A 17,911-nucleotide genomic window follows, 5' to 3' on the forward strand; every position below is an offset into this window, starting at 1 on the left:
TAATTATTCCTATTTGAACTAGGTAGCTATATATAGCAATTAGGAAAAAATATGAATAATTACTTTGAGTATTTTATAAATAAGAAATTACAAATAAAAAAAGCGAGCCCCTGAGAGCTCGCTGTTTACCGTTAAGAATTAATCGTAACGTTTTGCTTTGTATTCTGGGTGCATCAGGTTCTCAACAGAGAAGATGTCATCTAGTTGCTCTTCAGTCAGTAGACCGCGCTCTAGAACTACTTCACGAACACTCTTACCAGTTTCAGCACAAATCTTACCAACAATGTCACCTTCGTGGTGGCCAATGAATGGGTTTAGGTAAGTTACTATACCGATAGAGTTAAATACGTGAGCTTCACATACTTCTTTGTTTACAGTGATACCATCAATACACTTATCGCGTAGGTTTACACATGCATTACGTAGGATATCGATTGATTCAAACAGAGCTTGACCAATAACAGGTTCCATTACGTTTAGTTGTAATTGACCCGCTTCAGCTGCGAAAGTAACAGTAGTATCGTTACCGATTACTTTGAAACATACTTGGTTAACTACTTCTGGGATTACTGGGTTAACTTTTGCAGGCATGATTGAAGAACCAGCTTGAAGCTCTGGAAGGTTCAATTCATTTAGACCAGCACGAGGACCAGAAGAAAGAAGACGTAAGTCATTACAGATCTTAGACATCTTAACCGCAGTACGTTTTAGCGCACCGTGGATCATTACGTAAGCACCACAGTCAGATGTTGCTTCGATTAAGTCTTCAGCTGCAACACATGGTAGACCAGTTACTTCTGATAGGTGTTTAACTGCTGCTTCTTGGTAACCAGTTGCTGCGTTTAAGCCAGTACCGATTGCTGTAGCACCAATGTTCACTTCTAATAGAAGTTGTGCTGTGTAGTGAAGGTTTTTCACTTCTTCTTGAAGTAATACACCCCAAGCGTGGAACTCTTGACCAACAGTCATTGGAACTGCATCTTGAAGTTGAGTACGACCCATTTTCAGGATGTTACGGAATTCTTGATCTTTAAGATCGAATGCACCTTTTAGGTATTCAATCGCTTCGATCAGTTTCATCATGCTGTTGTATACCGCAATACGGAAACCTGTAGGGTATGCACAGTTAGTTGATTGAGATTTGTTTACATGATCGTTAGGGTTAACGATGTCGTATTCGCCTTTTTGTTTGCCCATTAGTTCAAGAGCAACGTTAGCGATAACTTCGTTAGCGTTCATGTTAACAGAAGTACCAGCACCACCTTGGAAAACATCAGATGGGAATTGATCCATACACTTACCTGTTTCAAGGATAAGGTCACATGCTTTAATGATGTATTCACCAACTTGTGAAGGAATAGCGCCCAATTCTTTGTTCGCTAGTGCCGCCGCTTTTTTAGTGTAGATCATGCCGCGTACAAATTCTGGAACATCAGAAATTGTTACATTAGAGATATTGAAGTTTTCGATAGCACGAAGAGTGTGAATACCGTAGTAAGCTTCAGCAGGAACGTGACGTTCACCTAGTAAATCTTCTTCAATACGAGTTGCCGCAGTATTATTTTTATCTAAATCAAGCATCTGAGTCATAGTAAGCCTTTAAGGTTCTATATTTTAATAATTGGATTCTTTCCAAGTGATCATATCTGCGAGTAGAGTCCGTTCGTCAGAGTTGATCAATATCGTACCTGATGCCTTGTTTTAATGTCATCATACACCTCTTTAGTGGTAAAAGTGTTAACTTGATCACTTTTTAAGTCTAGTTTTTGCAAAATATTTCAAATTGCGATAATGCTCTCACTAGTTGTTAATATATTTACTTTATAGGTTATATAACTGCTACTCGAGTTAACGACTTTGATGTCTGTTTACACTCTTTTACAGTCTTTTTTGTTGAAAAAGTGGCCGGTGTGCCTCATTTAACAAATTAGAGAGAGAAAAAAACGTTTGAAGTATTTGCCTGCTACACTAAGTAGATTAAATAAAGCGTTCAAATAGTCTTAAATCCGTTAGAGGTGAACCGTGTTTCCTATTTTATTAGTGATGTTTATATTTGTGCCTATCATTGAGATTGCGCTGTTTGTGCAAGTCGGAGGAATGCTAGGAATGTGGCCAACCATAGCTCTCGTTCTTATTACTGCTTTTGTTGGAGCATCATTAGTGCGTAGTCAAGGGATTCAAACCCTAATGTCTGTGCAATCAAAATTGCAGCAGGGTGAATTACCTGCGCAGCAAATTGTTGAAGGGGTTATGCTAGCGGTTGCTGGTGTATTACTGCTAACTCCTGGTTTTATGACAGATACGTTAGGTATGTTGGTACTATTACCGGCTCCAAGAGCTTATTTAGCTAAACAACTAATGAGTCGAGTTAAAGTGAATAATATGGGGGCGTCTCAAGGAGGCTTTCATGCAGGATTTGGCGGTGGCTTTGATCAAAATGGCCCGTTTAATCAAGGTAATCCATTTGACCATTCACGTCAGGATGACCAACAAGGGGATGTCTTCGAGGGTGAGTTCCAACGTAAAGAAGATGATCCGAATAAAACCTTAAAATAGTTATCGAATTAAATAAAAAAGCCGCATTATGAATGAACATAATGCGGCTTTTTAGTATTTCATAATTAGCGTCTTAACCAAGAACGTGGGTTTTGTGCTTTACTGTTACGACGGATCTCAAAGTAAAGCGAAGGTCTGTCTTGACCGCCACTGTCACCAACAACCGCAATGGTTTCTCCCGCTCGAACTTTATCGCCTTCTTTTTTCATTAGGCTTTGGTTGTAGCCATAAAGCGTCATATCACCTTTACCGTGATCGATTAACACCATTAAGCCATAACCACGTAGCCAATCAGCAAAAACAACTTTACCAGAATAAACCGCTTTTACGGGGGTTCCGTAATCACCAGCGAGTACCATACCTTTCCAAGTTAATTGGCCTGTTTGTTTAGTGCCAAAACTGTGTAATGTTTTTGGATTGCTAATCGGCCAAGGTAGACGACCTTTTTGTCGGCCAATGCCGTCCATTGGTACATTATTTTTCGCTTTTGCCTTAGCAATAGCTGTTTTTAAGCGTTTTTCATTTTGTTGAAGTTCGCTTAGGTAACTGTTTTCGTTAGAAATTCGTTTTCTGATACTTGAAACGGTTTTCTTACGTTTATTTTGGGAAGTTTGAAGTGTGACTTTCTCTTTCTTGTATTGAGCAAGAAGTTCATTTTGACGCTGTTGCTTTTTAAGTAAATCAGCTTCTTTTTCTTCAAGCTGCATATTGGTGAACTCTAATTGAGAAATTGCACCAACACGAGCTTCAGATATGCGTTGAGCGTATTGAGTCATGCGATCCATTTTCGTCACATCGTCACCACTAAGCACATTTGATAGCTGATTATTTCGACTGGTTAAGTAATAGTTTACTAACAGGTCTTTTAATATTTCAGTCTGTCCAATCTGTTGTTGTGTCAATTCAGATTGCTGTTGCTTAAGGCTACTAATAGAGCTTTTTAATGTCGTTAACTCTTGTTCAGCATTACGTATTTTTTTCGATGCGTTTGCTATCGAAACTTCATGCTTTTTAAGACTATTCTGAAGGCTAGAGAGTTCTTTTTTCTGTTTGTTTAGTACAGAGCTCTGGCGAGATATTTCTTGTTTCATTCCTTTTAATTCAGCATCACTTGCGTGAGCCAAGATCGGAGAAGAAAACGCCAGGCACACTAACGCTGTCGTAGCCAATCGACGACAAGAGAAAGAATTGTTTAAAAGGGATATGTTCATCGCTGCATTATTTCAGATCGAGTGGGTTCTGACTAGACAGAGTTTAACTTTGGTCTCAATTGTAAAACCAATATCACAGCATTTTCTTTGTATTCGCGAGTTTTTTTATCCTTGCTAGTTTCAGAACAAACCCTAGGGTATACTTTCGCTTCAAATTTAGAGCCTATGGTAACCGAGCCTATTTGTGGTATTGAGTTATCTAAAACATCAGAGATAAAGAATATGGAAACCTCGATCATTGATTTTGTAAGCAACAACATGATTTTAGCTGTTGTGTGGATTGGTATTGTTGTCGCGTTAATTCAAAACGTAGTAAAACAAAAAACAGCAGGTTACCAAGAAGTAGACCCTGCACAAGCAACAACACTAATGAACCGTGAAGATGCGATTGTTTTAGATATTCGCTCTAAAGATGAGTTTAAATCTGGTCATATTACGGATGCACGTCACATTTTACCAAGTGACATTAAAGCAGGTAACTTGTCTGGTCTTGAAAACTCAAAAACAACCCCAATTATTGTGGTATGTAAAACAGGTCAGACGGCTCAAGCAGCGGCAAATGATTTGCATAAAGCTGGTTTTGAGCAAGTTAAATTACTTAAGAATGGCCTAATCTCTTGGAATGAAGCTAACTTACCGTTAGTTAAAGGCAAAAAATAATTGCCGCTTTCCTAAGCAATTGATTCATTTTGATGTGATATCTGGCTCATTTTTTAGATATCACGAATGCAGAGTAAGGTGACATCGTTATTCTGCATTCATTCTACATATTACATAAAGGACTTTTCCCATGGCTGAAGCAGCACAAGCGCAACAACAAAACTTCGCAATTCAACGTATTTTCCTAAAAGACGTATCTTTTGAAGCGCCAAACTCACCAACAATGTTCCAAAAAGAGTGGAATCCAGATGTTAAACTGGATCTTGATACTCAAAGTCGTGAACTAGGTGAAGGCGTTTATGAAGTGGTTCTACGTTTAACTGTTACAGTTAAGAACGAAGAAGAGACAGCATTCCTTTGTGAAGTTCAACAAGGCGGTATCTTTACTGCTGGTCAAATGGAAGAAGCTCAACTAGCTCATTGTCTAGGTGCATTCTGTCCGAACATTCTGTTCCCATACGCTCGTGAAACTATCTCTAGCCTAGTAGTTAAAGGTACTTTCCCACAACTAAACCTTGCACCAGTTAACTTTGACGCATTGTTTATGAACTACCTACAAAGCCAAGCTCAAGAAAACGCAGCTGCGCCTTCTGAAGCATAATAATGAATAGCCTTGCGCTATTGATTAATTTGTAGAGAATAAATGCACTTTTTTATCTAATATGGTTTCTATACGCTTTATAGTTTCTGTATTTTGGTAGAAAGTGCATTTTGCTTTTAATATAACTGTATCTCTTGATACTTGTTTTGGATGGTCACAATGACAACACAAACTGATTACTCTGATATTTCAATGACCGTACTTGGTGCTGGTTCATACGGAACGTCTCTGGCTATTTCTCTTGCTCGTAATGGCGCAAAAGTGATTTTATGGGGCCATGAAGAAGCACATATGAATCGTCTTGAAGCCGATCGCGCAAATGAAGAGTTTTTACCTGGTGTTGCTTTTCCACCATCATTAATCATGTCGACTGATCTTGAAAAATCAGTTCAAGCGAGTCGTGATTTACTTGTTGTGGTTCCAAGTCATGTGTTTGGTTTGGTTCTTGGTAATGTAAAACCATTCTTACGTGACGATTCACGTATCTGTTGGGCGACAAAAGGGCTTGAGCCTGAAACAGGTCGTTTATTAAAAGAAGTGGCAGTTGAGGCATTAGGTGAATCGCATTCACTGGCTGTGCTTTCTGGACCTACTTTTGCTAAAGAACTTGCTTCTGGTATGCCAACGGCGATCGCTGTTGCGTCTCCTGATCAAGAGTTTGTTAAAGACCTACAAGAAAAAATCCACTGCTCTAAAACATTCCGTGTTTATGCAAATAATGACTTTACGGGAATGCAATTAGGTGGTGCGGTGAAAAACGTAATCGCTATTGGTGCGGGTATGTCTGATGGTATTGGTTTTGGTGCTAATGCTCGTACGGCATTAATCACTCGTGGTTTAGCTGAAATGACTCGATTAGGTGTGGCTTTAGGTGCTGAAGCTGAAACTTTCATGGGCATGGCAGGTTTAGGTGACTTAGTATTAACTTGTACTGATAACCAGTCTCGTAACCGTCGTTTTGGTTTGGCTTTAGGTCAAGGTGGCGATGTAGACAGTGCTCAAGAAGAAATTGGCCAAGTGGTTGAAGGTTATCGCAATACCAAAGAAGTCTGGCTGCTTGCAAATCGTATGGGTGTTGAAATGCCTATAGTTGAGCAAATTTATCAAGTATTGTATCAAGGAAAAGATGCAAGAGTTGCAGCGCAGGATTTATTAGCGCGAGACAAAAAATCAGAATCGTAATTCAAGGATGGTATTAAGATGAATGAATGTAAGAAACACAAAGTATGGGAATGTATTGTTCGAGAAGCGCGTGAGCAATCAGAACAAGAACCCATGCTTGCAAGCTTTTATCATGCAACCATCATTAAACATGAAAATTTAGCGGCAGCATTAAGTTATATTTTAGCGAATAAATTGGCTACGGCTTCAATGCCAGCTATGGCGGTTCGTGAGGTTGTTGAAGAGGCGTTTGCTTCTGATCCAACGATCACTGATGCTGCGGCATGCGATATTTGTGCAACCGTGACTCGAGACCCTGCGGTTTCTATGTACTCAATGCCTTTATTGTATTTAAAAGGTTATCACGCACTGCAAGGCTACCGTGTATCAAATTGGTTATGGAAACAAGGTCGTGTTGCATTAGCAACGTACCTACAAAATGAAATTTCAGTTGCTTGTCAGGTGGATGTTCACCCAGCAGCCACAATCGGTAAAGGGATCATGTTTGACCATGCTACGGGTATCGTTATTGGTGAAACCGCGGTAGTTGAAAACGACGTTTCTATTTTGCAGGACGTGACACTTGGTGGTACAGGTAAAGAGTGTGGCGATCGTCATCCTAAGATCCGTGAAGGGGTTATGATCGGTGCTGGTGCGAAGATCTTAGGCAACATTGAAGTTGGTGTTGGTGCTAAGATTGGTTCATGTTCTGTAGTATTGCAGGCGGTTCCACCTCATACGACGGTTGCGGGTGTTCCTGCAAAAATTGTTGGGCGTCCGAGCTCTGAAATGCCATCTCTTGATATGGACCAACAGTTTAATGGTAAGTCTCAAACCTTTGTTGCTGGTGATGGGATTTAATAAAACCTCATTATGTATATAAAAATAGCCACTAGAGAGTGGCTATTTTTGTATCTAGGGGTTCATATTGATAGGGGATTATAATCCGCCTTCAAATCCCATTTGACGCCATGCTTCGAATACAATGATCGCAACAGAGTTAGATAAGTTTAAGCTGCGACTATCTGGCATCATTGGAATGCGAACACGTTGTTCCATTGGTAAACCATCAATTAAATCAGCGGGCAGTCCACGAGTTTCAGGACCAAATAACAACACATCACCTTTCTGGTAGCTTGGTGTTGTGTGGTGACCAGTTGTCTTCGTTGTACAAGCAAAAATACGATGTTCTACATCACTATCATTGGCTAAATATTCAAGAAACGCGGCGTAGTTTTTGTGGCGTTTTACGTGTGCTAAATCGTGGTAGTCTAAACCTGCGCGACGTAATTTCTTCTCTTCTAAATCAAAACCCAGTGGTTCAATCAAATGTAGGTTTGCACCACAGTTAGCAGATAATCGGATAATGTTGCCCGTATTTGGGGCAATTTCAGGTTCGTATAGCGCAATATCAAACATAATGAACTCTTGAATAAACGGAAATTAAAAGCAGTATATCTAAACTCACCCAAATAACACATGACTTATATCGAGATTAATTCTGTTTGATATAGGCCATGTGTGATTGGTTTGAAGAACTTATTCTATTGGCAGTGTTATTGTCATTCGTAATCCACCTAATGGACTTCGGCTCGCAATAATTGTCCCATTGTGTTGATAAATGGCACTTTCAGTAATGGCTAAACCAAGACCGGTTCCGCCGCTGCTTCGATCACGAGCGGTTGATACTCGATAGAAAGGTTTAAAGATATCTTGTAGTTCATCTTCAGGTACGCCTTCGCCATTATCATCAACAATGATAGTGAGAATTTTACCTGTGTCATTAATGTTCACCGTGACTACATCGTTACCGTATTTAATGGCATTACGTATTACGTTCTCTACTGCGCTCATTAATAGATTCGGATTCCCAAAAATAGGGGTTTCTTTTAAATCAGAGTAAGTCAGCACTTTATTTGAATTTTCTGCCTCAAATTTGGCGTCTTCTAAAATATCAAACCATAATGAGTAAGCATCGGTTCTCTCTCGCTCTTGATGACTATTTACTTGAATACGAGAAAGCTCTAATAACTCAGATATCATTTGTTCTAAGCGATCTGCTTCCATATCTATTCGAGATAACTCTGCGCTTTCCCCTTGTTTACGAGTAGCAAGAGCCGTAGCCATTCTTAGACGAGTTAACGGGGAGCGCAATTCATGTGAAATATCAGAAAGTAAACGTTGTTGACCTGAGATCATGGTATTTAACGAACCAACCATTTGGTTAAAGCTTTGTCCGGTTTTTCTAAATTCTCTAGGGCCTTTTTCAAGATCTTTATCTTTTTCAAATTGACCTTTAGCAACTCGTTCAGCTGCTTTCTGTAAACGTCTTGCCGGTTGACTTAATGCCCAAGCGAGCCAAAGCAAAAAAGGCGTACTAACGAGCATGGTCACTAAGAGTAATTGTCCCGGCTTATCTAATATTCTAAGAATAAATGGTGGTGGCTTTTTCCAATATCGTCCCACATACATATACACGGTTTCGTGGGCGATAACGATATCAAAAGGCCCTGCCATCATGGTTTTCCCATAAAGTTTTTGTTGAGGAAGGTCAGGGTTATCCGATAGCGTTAAAAAGTTAAGTAAGGCTTTTTTTCTTCCTCGTAGTTCTTTTGGCTTATCTAAAATTTCACCTGTTGGGGTGGTGAAAAATAGATCAAGATTTTCATCGTGTCGATGCGCTCGGTGACTGATCTCTTTCAACGTCTTTTTCAAATTGTCACGCTCAGAGTACTTTCCTGTAATGTAAGCGGCAATTTGAGTCATTTTAGTTAGATGCTCAGCTGCAATATTGTGACGAGAACGAGGGTCAAAGTTGGGGCCAATAACAACCCCAATAAGAACCAATAGTAAGGTTAACCAAAAAATGGCAAAGATCCGGCCATATAAGCTGGATAAAAGAGGGAAGCGAGTATTTACCTTAAACACCGATTACTCCTCTACAAACAAATAGCCGCGGCCTCGTAATGTTTTAATTCGAGGTTTTCCTTCTGATAATGGCGGTAATTTTTTACGTAAATTAGACACGTGCATATCAATAGCACGATCAAATGGTGCAAGGCGTTTACCTAGTACTTCTAAGCTGAGTTCTTCTTTAGATATGATTTCACCTGGTTTTTGGATGAATTGGGATAATAGACCGAATTCTGTTCCTGTTAGCTCCATCATTTCACCATTACGATAAGCTTCTTGTTTACCAATAAAGAGTTCAATATCTTGGTATTTGATACTACTGCTATTACTCTCTTTTGTTTTGCCTTGAGTACGTCGTAAGATGGCACGAATTCGAGCCAGTAATTCTCTGTCGCTAAATGGCTTTGGTAAGTAATCATCTGCACCAAGCTCAAGACCAATCACACGATCAATCTCTTCGCCTTTAGCTGTGAGCATAAGAACGGGCGTTTCATTTGTCTCGCGTAATTTACGGAGCATATCCATGCCATTCATTTTAGGCATCATGATATCAAGCAAAATAAGGTCAAGATCATCGGTTATGGCAGCTAAACCTTCAATACCATTATTAGCTTCTATTACGTTATAGCCTTCTAAACTTAAGATATCTTTTAACAGAGCTGTCAGTTCAATATCATCATCAACTAATAAAATCTTTGCCATTCTTATCTACTCGCTTTCTTACCAACCATTTGGTAATGATAGTATCGCCAAATAAACGAAGGAATACCAACCTTCAAAATAACCTTTACGTTGCTTTACGCTCAAAATACACTCATTTACGTTGACTGAGCTATTCTTACCTCATACCAAACAACGCAGAGTTGTTGTACCCATACAATAAGATTTCTTCAACGGAGATAATACAATGAACATGATGAAAAAAATGGTTTTAGGCGCAGTTGTTCTTCCTCTTTCTTTTGCTTCAGCATCGGCGTTTGCTTTTGGTGGTGGTCATCATGAGGGGGGAATGAAAGGTGAAGGGATGCACGGTGGTAAGTGCATGATGAAAGCTAATAAAAAAGCATTTAAAGATCTTGATCTAACCGATGAGCAGAAAGCAAAATTTGAAAAAATGCGTGACGAGCGTAAAGCTGAATATAAAGCGAAAAGAGGTGAGCATCGTCAACCAACTGCTGAAATGAAAGCCGATCACCAAGCTATGCAGGACTTAATCTTAGCGGATAATTTTGATGAGCAAGCGGTACGTGATTTAGCTGAAAAAATGTCACAACGTCAGATCGATCGTCGTGTAGAAATGATGAAAAAACGTCACGAAATGATGAACATTTTAACGCCTGAGCAAAAAGTGGAATTTAAAGCAAATCAAGACAAATATATTGCTGATTGCGCACATTAATTCGCTTTAGTCGAATAAAAATAAAACGAGTCCTTATGAAAGTAAGGGCTCGTTTTTTTGTTTATGCCAATATTGTTGTAAATATATTAAAAAATGGAATTACGATTTTGAGATTAAATCTTTATACTAGGGATTGATTTTTAAGCAATGGAAAAAACATGACTCAGAAATACGCCTCTTTAGTAACGATGGCTGCATGGCTTGCAACCATAGTGGCAACGGTTTTAATGTTATTTAAATTAGGAACTTGGTGGGTAACGGGTTCGGTGAGCTTACTGGCTTCCCTCGTTGATTCATTGCTTGATATGGGCGCATCTATTACTAATTTATTGGTTGTTCGCTATGCACTTCAGCCACCAGATGAAGAACATCGATTTGGACATGGTAAGGCTGAATCGCTCGCTGCATTGGCTCAAGCTATGTTTATTTCTGGTTCTGCCTGTTTCTTATTACTTAATGGCGTTGAGCGCTTTTTCCGTCCTCAAGATGTGATTGCACCTGAATTAGGTGTTTATGTGAGTGGCTTCGCTATTGTGTTAACTCTTGGTCTTGTAATGGTTCAGCAGTGGGTCGTTAAACAAACGGGAAGCCAAGCGATTGCCGCCGACTCTCTGCATTATAAAACGGATTTATTTATGAATGCGGCTATTATGTTGGCATTGGCATTGAGCTGGTACGGTTGGCATCAAGCCGATGCTATTTTTGCTTTAGTGATTGGGGCGTATATATTAGTAAGTGCCTTTAAAATGGCTTATGAAGCGATTCAATTATTACTTGATAGACAATTACCAGTAGAAGAGTTAGAGCAAATAAGAGAAGCGTGTTGTCGAGTTGAAGGAGTTAAGGGGATTCATGATTTACGTACTCGTTTAGCTGGCCCAACTCGATTTATTCAACTACATTTAGAGCTGCCGGATCAAATGCCTTTAGTTCAAGCGCATAAGATTGCAGATGCGGTGGAAGATGAGCTTTTATCTGTATTCCCACATTCTGATATTATAATTCATCAAGACCCATTATCAGTTGTGCTAGACTCAGACAGAGAGCAACAACAGTTTAGCTAAGTGTTTGGTAGTATTATTAGCGTTTTTTGTTTTTTGGTAACAGAAAAATAAAATTGTCATGATTGATTCTGATGTGAATCAACGAACTTTTTCAGTAAACTGGTAATACTCTTACATAAGAAAAAAAATTACAGATTATTAATGGTGAGCAGATTAGGGAGTTTGCTTGCTGTGTTCAAAATTGAAATTGAAATTCCCAACCATATTTAGAGGGTAACCATGGTCAAGAAGATTGGTGTTTTAACAAGTGGTGGCGATGCGCCGGGTATGAATGCGGCAGTTCGTGGTGTTGTTCGTACAGCATTGACGGAAGGCCTAGAAGTATTTGGTATTCATGATGGCTACTTAGGTCTTGTTGAAGATCGTATCGAAAAATTAGAGCGTCACAGCGTATCTGATATGATCAACCGCGGCGGTACATTCTTAGGTTCAGCACGTTTTCCTGAGTTTAAAGAAGTAGCTGTTCGTGAAAAAGCGATCGAAAACCTTAAGAAACACGACATTGATGCGCTAATCGTTATCGGTGGTGACGGTTCTTACATGGGGGCGAAGAAATTAACTGAAATGGGTTACCCATGTATCGGTCTTCCTGGCACAATCGATAATGATATCGCGGGTACTGACTACACAATTGGTTACCTAACAGCATTAAACACTGTTATTGATGCAATTGACCGTCTACGTGACACGTCTTCTTCTCACCAACGTATTTCTATTGTAGAAGTTATGGGTCGTCACTGTGGTGACTTAACTCTTATGTCTGCAATTGCTGGTGGTTGTGAGTACGTTATTACTCCTGAAACAGGTTTAAACAAAGAAGCTCTGATTCAAAATATCCAAGATGGTATTGCGAAAGGTAAAAAACACGCAATCATCGCGATCACTGAGCTGATGACTGATGTTAACCAACTTGCAAAAGAAATCGAGGCTGAAACTGGTCGTGAAACTCGCGCAACGGTTCTTGGTCATATTCAACGTGGTGGTCAACCTGGTGCATTCGACCGTATCCTAGCTTCTCGTATGGGTAACTACGGTGTTAAATTGCTGATTGATGGTCACGGTGGCCGTTGTGTTGGTATTCAAAATGAGCAACTTGTTCACCACGATATCATCGATGCAATTGAAAACATGCGTCGTCCAGAAAAACTTGAGCTATACAAAGTAGCTGAAGAGTTATTCTAATTTAGAATTGAATTCTAGATACAAAAAACCGAAGCGAGTGCTTCGGTTTTTTTATGCCTGTAATTATTCCAAATATAAGTCGAGAGGAGTTTTGCTTTTTCTACCACCAATCTCTCTAGCTAATGTAGGAACAAGATAACCAGATACATTTTCTATCAACTCACCCATTAATTGTTTGGCTTTTTCGTCAGAAACAAAGAAATGAGCGGCCCCTTGGACTTTATCTAATACATGAAGGTAATAAGGCAAAATACCCGCATCAAATAATGCTTCACTTAATTGAGTTAATGTATCTGCATTATCATTAACGCCTTTTAATAACACGCTTTGATTTAATAGAGTGACATGAGCAAGTTTCAGCTTTTGCATACTACTAATAAGGGCTTGATTAATTTCATTAGCATGGTTGATATGAGTCACTAGAATAATTTGTAAGCGTGTTTTTTTAAATAGCTGACACAGTGTATCAGTAATACGGTTTGGTATTACTACTGGCAAACGAGAGTGGATGCGAAGGCGCTTGATGTGCGGAATCGCTTCAATATGTTCAATTAACCATTGAAGCTCATGATCTTTTGCCATTAATGGGTCACCGCCAGAGAAAATAACTTCATTTATTTCTGGGTGGTTGGCGATGTAATCAATGGATTCTTGCCAAACGGTTTTGCTGCCTTTATTGTCTTGATATGGAAAGTGACGACGGAAGCAATAACGACAATTAACAGCACAACCTCCTTTTACAATCAGTAGAACTCGGTTTTTGTATTTATGCAATAATCCTGGTTGATCGTTGTCTTGTTCTTCTAAAGGATCGTTCGAATATCCCTCATGTACCTCGAATTCTTGATCTAAAGGCAATACTTGGCGTAATAAAGGATCAAAAGGGTTGCCAAATTCCATTCTATCGACAAAACTTGTCGGCACACGTAACGCAAATAACTTTTTCGCTTCCAATCCTTTTTCCCACGGAGCGCTATCAATACCTAGTGTTGAAAGTAGTTGATGAGGGTTAGAGATCGCATTCGCTAGTTCTTTGAGCCAGTTTTGCTCAACAGGAGCGTCATTTCGGGTTATTATGTGTGACATTATTTATAACTCAACGATGTTAAGAGGAAATCATGGCGTCAGTAAGTACCAATGAATTCAAAGGCGGTTTGAAATTTATGTTAGATAATGAGCCATGCTCAATTATCGAAAACGAATATGTTAAGCCAGGTAAAGGTCAAGCATTCAACCGTGTAAAACTTCGTCGATTGCTTTCTGGTAAAACACTAGAAAAAACATTTAAATCAGGTGAAAGTTTTGAGCTAGCTGATGTAGTAGATGTTGATCTTGACTACCTATACAGCGATGGTGAATTCTATCACTTCATGAATAGCGTAAGCTTTGAGCAAATCGCAGCTGATGTTAAAGCTGTTGGTGATGCTGCTAAATGGCTAGTAGAAAACGATACTTGTACACTGACTCTTTGGAATGATAATCCAATTACAGTGACACCACCAAACTTTGTTGAACTTGAAGTAACTGAAACAGACCCAGGTCTAAAAGGCGATACTCAAGGTACTGGCGGTAAACCAGCAACATTATCTACTGGTGCAGTAGTTCGTGTTCCACTATTCATCGCTATTGGTGAAGTAGTTAAAGTTGATACACGTACTGGTGAATATGTTGGTCGTGTGAAGTAATTTCGATTTATATCGAGAATAACTTTATATAAAAGGTCACTTCGGTGGCCTTTTTTATTGCTTATTTATAAATAGCAGATACAAAAAAGGTTGGCATAAAGCCAACCTTTTTCAGTATCTAGATGATGATTAGATCATGAAGATAAACACAACAGATAATACAGTTGCTAGAGCAGCCGCTGCGTAACATGCGATTTTACCCGCAGTACCTGTGTGGAATTTTAGGTCATGCATACCGTGGTGCAGACGGTGCATCGCATGCCACATTGGCATAGAGATAGAACCGATAACAAATAATGCACCAATGATGCTAGTAACAAAACCAGCAACACGTAGGTAGTTCATTGACTCAGGACCGATCACACCTAGTGGAACTAAGATACCAAGAACTAAGATAGTTACTGGTGTTAGCATTGCAAACCAAGTGCCGCCAGCACCAAATAAGCCCCACCATACTGGTTCGTCAGAACGCTTTGGATTACGATTTACCACAATAATTCTCCTTAAACGATAACCAGTACAAGTAATGTGATTGCAGCAACTGCTGCCCATTGTGCAAGAACAACCACTTTCTTATCCAGTGTTTTACCACCAAGACGAATCGGCATTACTTGCGGCATCATGCTAAAGAATGTTTGAGCATGGAATAAGCTACCAGCTAAAGCAACAATGTTCAGAGCAACCACAATAGGGTTTGCCATGAAATCTAACCAAGAAGCCCAAGCTAGTGGACCCTTAACTAAGCTACCTAGACCAACAAGCAGACAGATAGTAAAGAAAATTAGTGGTAGAACCGTTGCTTCACGAACCATGTAGAAGCGGTAGAAAGGGTGATCTTTCCACCAAGTACGTGTCATTTCGCGAACGTAAGGTTTACGATTGCTCATCCTTATGCCTCCTGAGGTTTAAGCATTGCGATAACAAAGTCTTGAGACGATGCGATCTTTCCTTGGTTTACAGCTGCTGCTGGGTCAACGTGTTTTGGACACACTTCAGAACAGTAACCAACAAATGTACAGCCCCATGCGCCGTTGTCACCATTGATTAGCTTCATACGCTCAGCAGAACCGTTATCACGGCTATCAAGATTGTAACGGTGTGCAAGTGTTAGTGCTGCAGGACCGATGAACTCAGGGTTTAGACCAAATTGAGGACACGCTGCATAACATAGACCACAGTTGATACAACCAGCGAATTGTTTGTATTTCGCCATTTGCTCAGGAGTCTGAGTGTTTGGACCTTGTTCTGGTGTACGATCATTTCCTAAAATGTAAGGTTTGATTGCTTCTAAACGCTCAATGAATGGCGTCATATCAACAATTAAATCTTTTTCAATTGGGAAGTTAGCTAATGGTTCTAATGTTAAACCATCTGGGTAATCACGTAAGAACGCTTTACAAGCCAGTTTTGGAACATTGTTTACCATCATGCCACAAGAACCACAGATCGCCATACGACAAGACCAACGGTAAGATAGGTCTTTATCTAGGTTATCTTTGATGTAACCAATAGCGTCTAATACAGACGTTGTTTCATCACAAGGAACATCAAACGTTTGAAGATAAGGCTTCTCATCTTTCATTGGGTCGTAACGCAGGATGCTTACTTTTTGGATTCGATTGCCACCCGTCATTATGCGTGCTCCTCTGCGTTCTTCGCCGCTTCTTCTGCTGCTGCTTTTTCAGCTGCTTCACCATATAGGCGAGCTTTTGGTTGTGATTTAGTGATCGTTACATCGCTGTACTTGATAGTAGGCGCTGCATCTTTGTTGTAGAACGCTAATGAGTGTTTTAGGAAGTTCTCATCATCACGCTCTGTACAACCTTCATCTAGACGTTGGTGTGCACCACGAGATTCTTTACGTAGAATCGCTGAGTGAGCCATTGCTTCTGCAACTTCAAGACCGTAACCAACTTCGATAGCGTATAGAAGGTCAGTGTTGAACACTTTACCTTTATCTTTGATGCTGATTTTCTTGTAACGCTCTTTTAGTTCAGCCAGTTTATCAATCGTATCTTGCATTTCATGCTCTTTACGATAGATACCACAACCCGCTTCCATAGAGTGACCCATTTCAGTACGGATAGTTGCCCAGTTTTCGTCACCTTCTTGCGCCATTAGCGCATCAATGCGAGCTTGAACTTCAGTAATTTGTTTCTGGATTGATTCATCATTCCAAGATGTGAATTCAGCTGCACGTTCAGCGGCTTTTTCACCAGCAAGGCGACCAAACACAACTAGCTCAGCTAGAGAGTTTGAACCTAGACGGTTTGCACCATGAAGACCAACAGAAGAACATTCACCAACAGCAAATAGACCTTTGATGCTTGTTTCATTGTTCTTATCCGTTTCGATACCACCCATAGTATAGTGAACCGTTGGACGGATTGGGATTGGTTCTTTAGCTGGATCAACGTTTACGTATGCTTTTGCTAATTCACAGATAAATGGTAGACGCTCATGTAGATATTCTTCACCAAGGTGACGAAGATCTAGATGCACAACATCACCTAGAGGATGTTTAATTGTGTTGCCTTTTTGCTGCTCATGCCAGAACGCTTGAGATACTTTGTCACGAGGACCAAGTTCCATGTATTTGTTCTTTGGCTCGCCAACAGGAGTCTCAGGACCCATGCCGTAATCTTGTAGGTAACGGTAACCATTTTTGTTTACGATGATACCGCCTTCACCACGACAACCTTCAGTCATCAGGATACCAGTACCTGGTAAGCCTGTTGGGTGGTATTGTACGAATTCCATATCACGTAGTGGAACACCGTGACGGAACGCCATAGCCATACCATCACCAGTAACGATACCGCCATTGGTGTTACAGTGGTAAACACGACCTGCGCCACCCGTTGCAAGAACAACAGATTTTGCTTTAATACAGATAAGTTCGCCTTCTGCCATATGAATAGCAATCAGACCTTGAACTTGGCCTTCTTCCACAAGAAGGTCAACAACGAAGTACTCATCAAAACGGTTGATTTGAGGGTATTTCATTGATGTTTGGAATAGAGTGTGAAGCATGTGGAAGCCGGTTTTATCCGCAGCAAACCATGTACGTTCAACTTTCATACCACCAAAACGGCGAACGTTAACTTCACCATTTTCTTTACGGCTCCATGGACAACCCCATTGTTCTAATTGGGTCATTTCACGGTATGCATTTTCTACAAAGTACTCAACAACATCCTGTTCACACAGCCAATCACCACCACCAACAGTATCGTTGAAGTGATTGTCTAGTGTATCTTCTTCCTTGGTCACGGCAGCGGAACCACCTTCTGCAGCCACTGTATGTGAACGCATTGGGTATACTTTTGAAATCAGAGCAATCTCCAGCTCTGGGTTAGCTTCTGCAGCTGCAATGGCAGTACGTAAACCTGCACCGCCCGCGCCGATTACTGCGATATCTGTGGTTATAGTCTTCACAGTTATCCTCCGGGATAAAAGATAAAAAATTAAACTAATCA

At 40.1% G+C, this 17,911-nt stretch carries 19 protein-coding genes; 9 read left to right on the forward strand and 10 right to left on the reverse strand.

The genetic code is table 11. The annotated features are described in order from the left end of the window. Positions 1-138: 138 nt before the first annotated feature. Positions 139-1,590 carry an aspartate ammonia-lyase gene (gene aspA / locus HC728_RS03340; RefSeq protein WP_012533500.1) on the reverse strand — a complete coding sequence of 484 codons (1,452 nt, stop codon included), beginning with the start codon at positions 1,588-1,590 and terminating at the stop codon, positions 139-141. Between the two features lie 432 nt (positions 1,591-2,022). On the opposite strand from aspA, the gene HC728_RS03345 reads away from it, so the two are divergent. After that, on the forward strand, positions 2,023-2,556 hold the full coding sequence (locus HC728_RS03345) for an FxsA family protein (protein ID WP_017020204.1): 534 nt from the start codon (positions 2,023-2,025) through the stop codon (positions 2,554-2,556). A 65-nt stretch (positions 2,557-2,621) separates the two neighbouring features. Here HC728_RS03345 and HC728_RS03350 read toward each other — a convergent pair whose 3' ends face one another. Next, positions 2,622-3,767, reverse strand: a complete 1,146-nt coding sequence (locus tag HC728_RS03350; protein WP_026029412.1) for a murein hydrolase activator EnvC — start codon at positions 3,765-3,767, stop codon at positions 2,622-2,624. 222 nt (positions 3,768-3,989) lie between these two features. On the opposite strand from HC728_RS03350, the gene HC728_RS03355 reads away from it, so the two are divergent. The 4 genes from HC728_RS03355 (at position 3,990) to cysE (ending at position 7,050) form a co-directional block, all read left to right on the forward strand. After that, positions 3,990-4,427, forward strand: a complete 438-nt coding sequence (locus HC728_RS03355) for a rhodanese-like domain-containing protein (protein WP_026029413.1) — start codon at positions 3,990-3,992, stop codon at positions 4,425-4,427. Between the two features lie 130 nt (positions 4,428-4,557). After that, the gene (secB, locus tag HC728_RS03360) at positions 4,558-5,028 is read left to right on the forward strand and encodes a protein-export chaperone SecB (protein WP_005421204.1); all 471 of its coding nucleotides are present in this window, start codon (positions 4,558-4,560) and stop codon (positions 5,026-5,028) included. A 150-nt stretch (positions 5,029-5,178) separates the two neighbouring features. Then, positions 5,179-6,210: an NAD(P)H-dependent glycerol-3-phosphate dehydrogenase gene (gene gpsA, locus HC728_RS03365; RefSeq protein WP_080952025.1), complete on the forward strand. Its 1,032-nt coding sequence runs from the start codon at positions 5,179-5,181 to the stop codon at positions 6,208-6,210. 18 nt (positions 6,211-6,228) lie between these two features. After that, on the forward strand, positions 6,229-7,050 hold the full coding sequence (gene cysE / locus HC728_RS03370; protein WP_005421201.1) for a serine O-acetyltransferase: 822 nt from the start codon (positions 6,229-6,231) through the stop codon (positions 7,048-7,050). 78 nt (positions 7,051-7,128) lie between these two features. Here cysE and HC728_RS03375 read toward each other — a convergent pair whose 3' ends face one another. The 3 genes from HC728_RS03375 to HC728_RS03385 all read right to left on the reverse strand — a co-directional run bounded on the left by HC728_RS03375 (position 7,129) and on the right by HC728_RS03385 (position 9,804). Then, on the reverse strand, positions 7,129-7,608 hold the full coding sequence (locus HC728_RS03375; RefSeq protein WP_012533190.1) for a tRNA (cytidine(34)-2'-O)-methyltransferase: 480 nt from the start codon (positions 7,606-7,608) through the stop codon (positions 7,129-7,131). A 120-nt stretch (positions 7,609-7,728) separates the two neighbouring features. Continuing rightward, complete coding sequence (gene cpxA / locus HC728_RS03380; protein WP_017020206.1) at positions 7,729-9,117, reverse strand: envelope stress sensor histidine kinase CpxA; 1,389 nt, start codon at positions 9,115-9,117, stop codon at positions 7,729-7,731. Positions 9,118-9,120: 3 nt separating this feature from the next. Further along, positions 9,121-9,804, reverse strand: a complete 684-nt coding sequence (locus tag HC728_RS03385) for a response regulator (protein WP_005421194.1) — start codon at positions 9,802-9,804, stop codon at positions 9,121-9,123. A 205-nt stretch (positions 9,805-10,009) separates the two neighbouring features. Between HC728_RS03385 and HC728_RS03390 the strand changes: the two genes are divergently transcribed. From HC728_RS03390 to pfkA, 3 genes are all read left to right on the forward strand, one after another. Beyond that, positions 10,010-10,501 (forward strand): CpxP family protein, encoded by a 492-nt coding sequence (locus HC728_RS03390; protein WP_005421193.1) that lies wholly within the window; start codon positions 10,010-10,012, stop codon positions 10,499-10,501. A gap of 158 nt (positions 10,502-10,659) precedes the next feature. Continuing rightward, entirely contained in the window at positions 10,660-11,565 is a 906-nt protein-coding gene (gene fieF / locus HC728_RS03395; protein WP_005421191.1) for a CDF family cation-efflux transporter FieF, read from the forward strand. A 219-nt stretch (positions 11,566-11,784) separates the two neighbouring features. Beyond that, the gene (pfkA, locus tag HC728_RS03400; protein ID WP_005421189.1) at positions 11,785-12,747 is read left to right on the forward strand and encodes a 6-phosphofructokinase; all 963 of its coding nucleotides are present in this window, start codon (positions 11,785-11,787) and stop codon (positions 12,745-12,747) included. Between the two features lie 63 nt (positions 12,748-12,810). On the opposite strand, the gene epmB is transcribed toward pfkA, so the two are convergent. Next, a complete protein-coding gene (epmB, locus tag HC728_RS03405) occupies positions 12,811-13,833 on the reverse strand; it encodes an EF-P beta-lysylation protein EpmB (protein WP_065639859.1) in 1,023 nt (340 codons plus the stop codon). Between the two features lie 32 nt (positions 13,834-13,865). Here epmB and efp point away from each other — a divergent pair, with 32 nt between their 5' ends. Further along, positions 13,866-14,432 (forward strand): elongation factor P, encoded by a 567-nt coding sequence (gene efp, locus HC728_RS03410; RefSeq protein WP_005421186.1) that lies wholly within the window; start codon positions 13,866-13,868, stop codon positions 14,430-14,432. A 129-nt stretch (positions 14,433-14,561) separates the two neighbouring features. On the opposite strand, the gene frdD is transcribed toward efp, so the two are convergent. From frdD to frdA, 4 genes are read right to left on the reverse strand one after another with little or no spacing between them, the layout of a single operon-like run. Next, positions 14,562-14,924 carry a fumarate reductase subunit FrdD gene (gene frdD, locus HC728_RS03415; RefSeq protein WP_005421184.1) on the reverse strand — a complete coding sequence of 121 codons (363 nt, stop codon included), beginning with the start codon at positions 14,922-14,924 and terminating at the stop codon, positions 14,562-14,564. 11 nt (positions 14,925-14,935) lie between these two features. Then, the gene (gene frdC / locus HC728_RS03420) at positions 14,936-15,319 is read right to left on the reverse strand and encodes a fumarate reductase subunit FrdC (RefSeq protein ID WP_005421183.1); all 384 of its coding nucleotides are present in this window, start codon (positions 15,317-15,319) and stop codon (positions 14,936-14,938) included. Positions 15,320-15,321: 2 nt separating this feature from the next. Continuing rightward, on the reverse strand, positions 15,322-16,065 hold the full coding sequence (locus tag HC728_RS03425) for a succinate dehydrogenase/fumarate reductase iron-sulfur subunit (protein ID WP_005421182.1): 744 nt from the start codon (positions 16,063-16,065) through the stop codon (positions 15,322-15,324). After that, entirely contained in the window at positions 16,065-17,870 is a 1,806-nt protein-coding gene (gene frdA / locus HC728_RS03430) for a fumarate reductase (quinol) flavoprotein subunit (RefSeq protein ID WP_005421181.1), read from the reverse strand. The genes HC728_RS03425 and frdA overlap by 1 nt, the downstream gene beginning before the upstream one ends. Positions 17,871-17,911 lie beyond the last annotated feature (41 nt).

Source organism: Aliivibrio sp. S10_S31, from assembly GCF_014694495.1.
Classification (GTDB): Bacteria; Pseudomonadota; Gammaproteobacteria; order Enterobacterales; family Vibrionaceae; genus Aliivibrio; species Aliivibrio fischeri.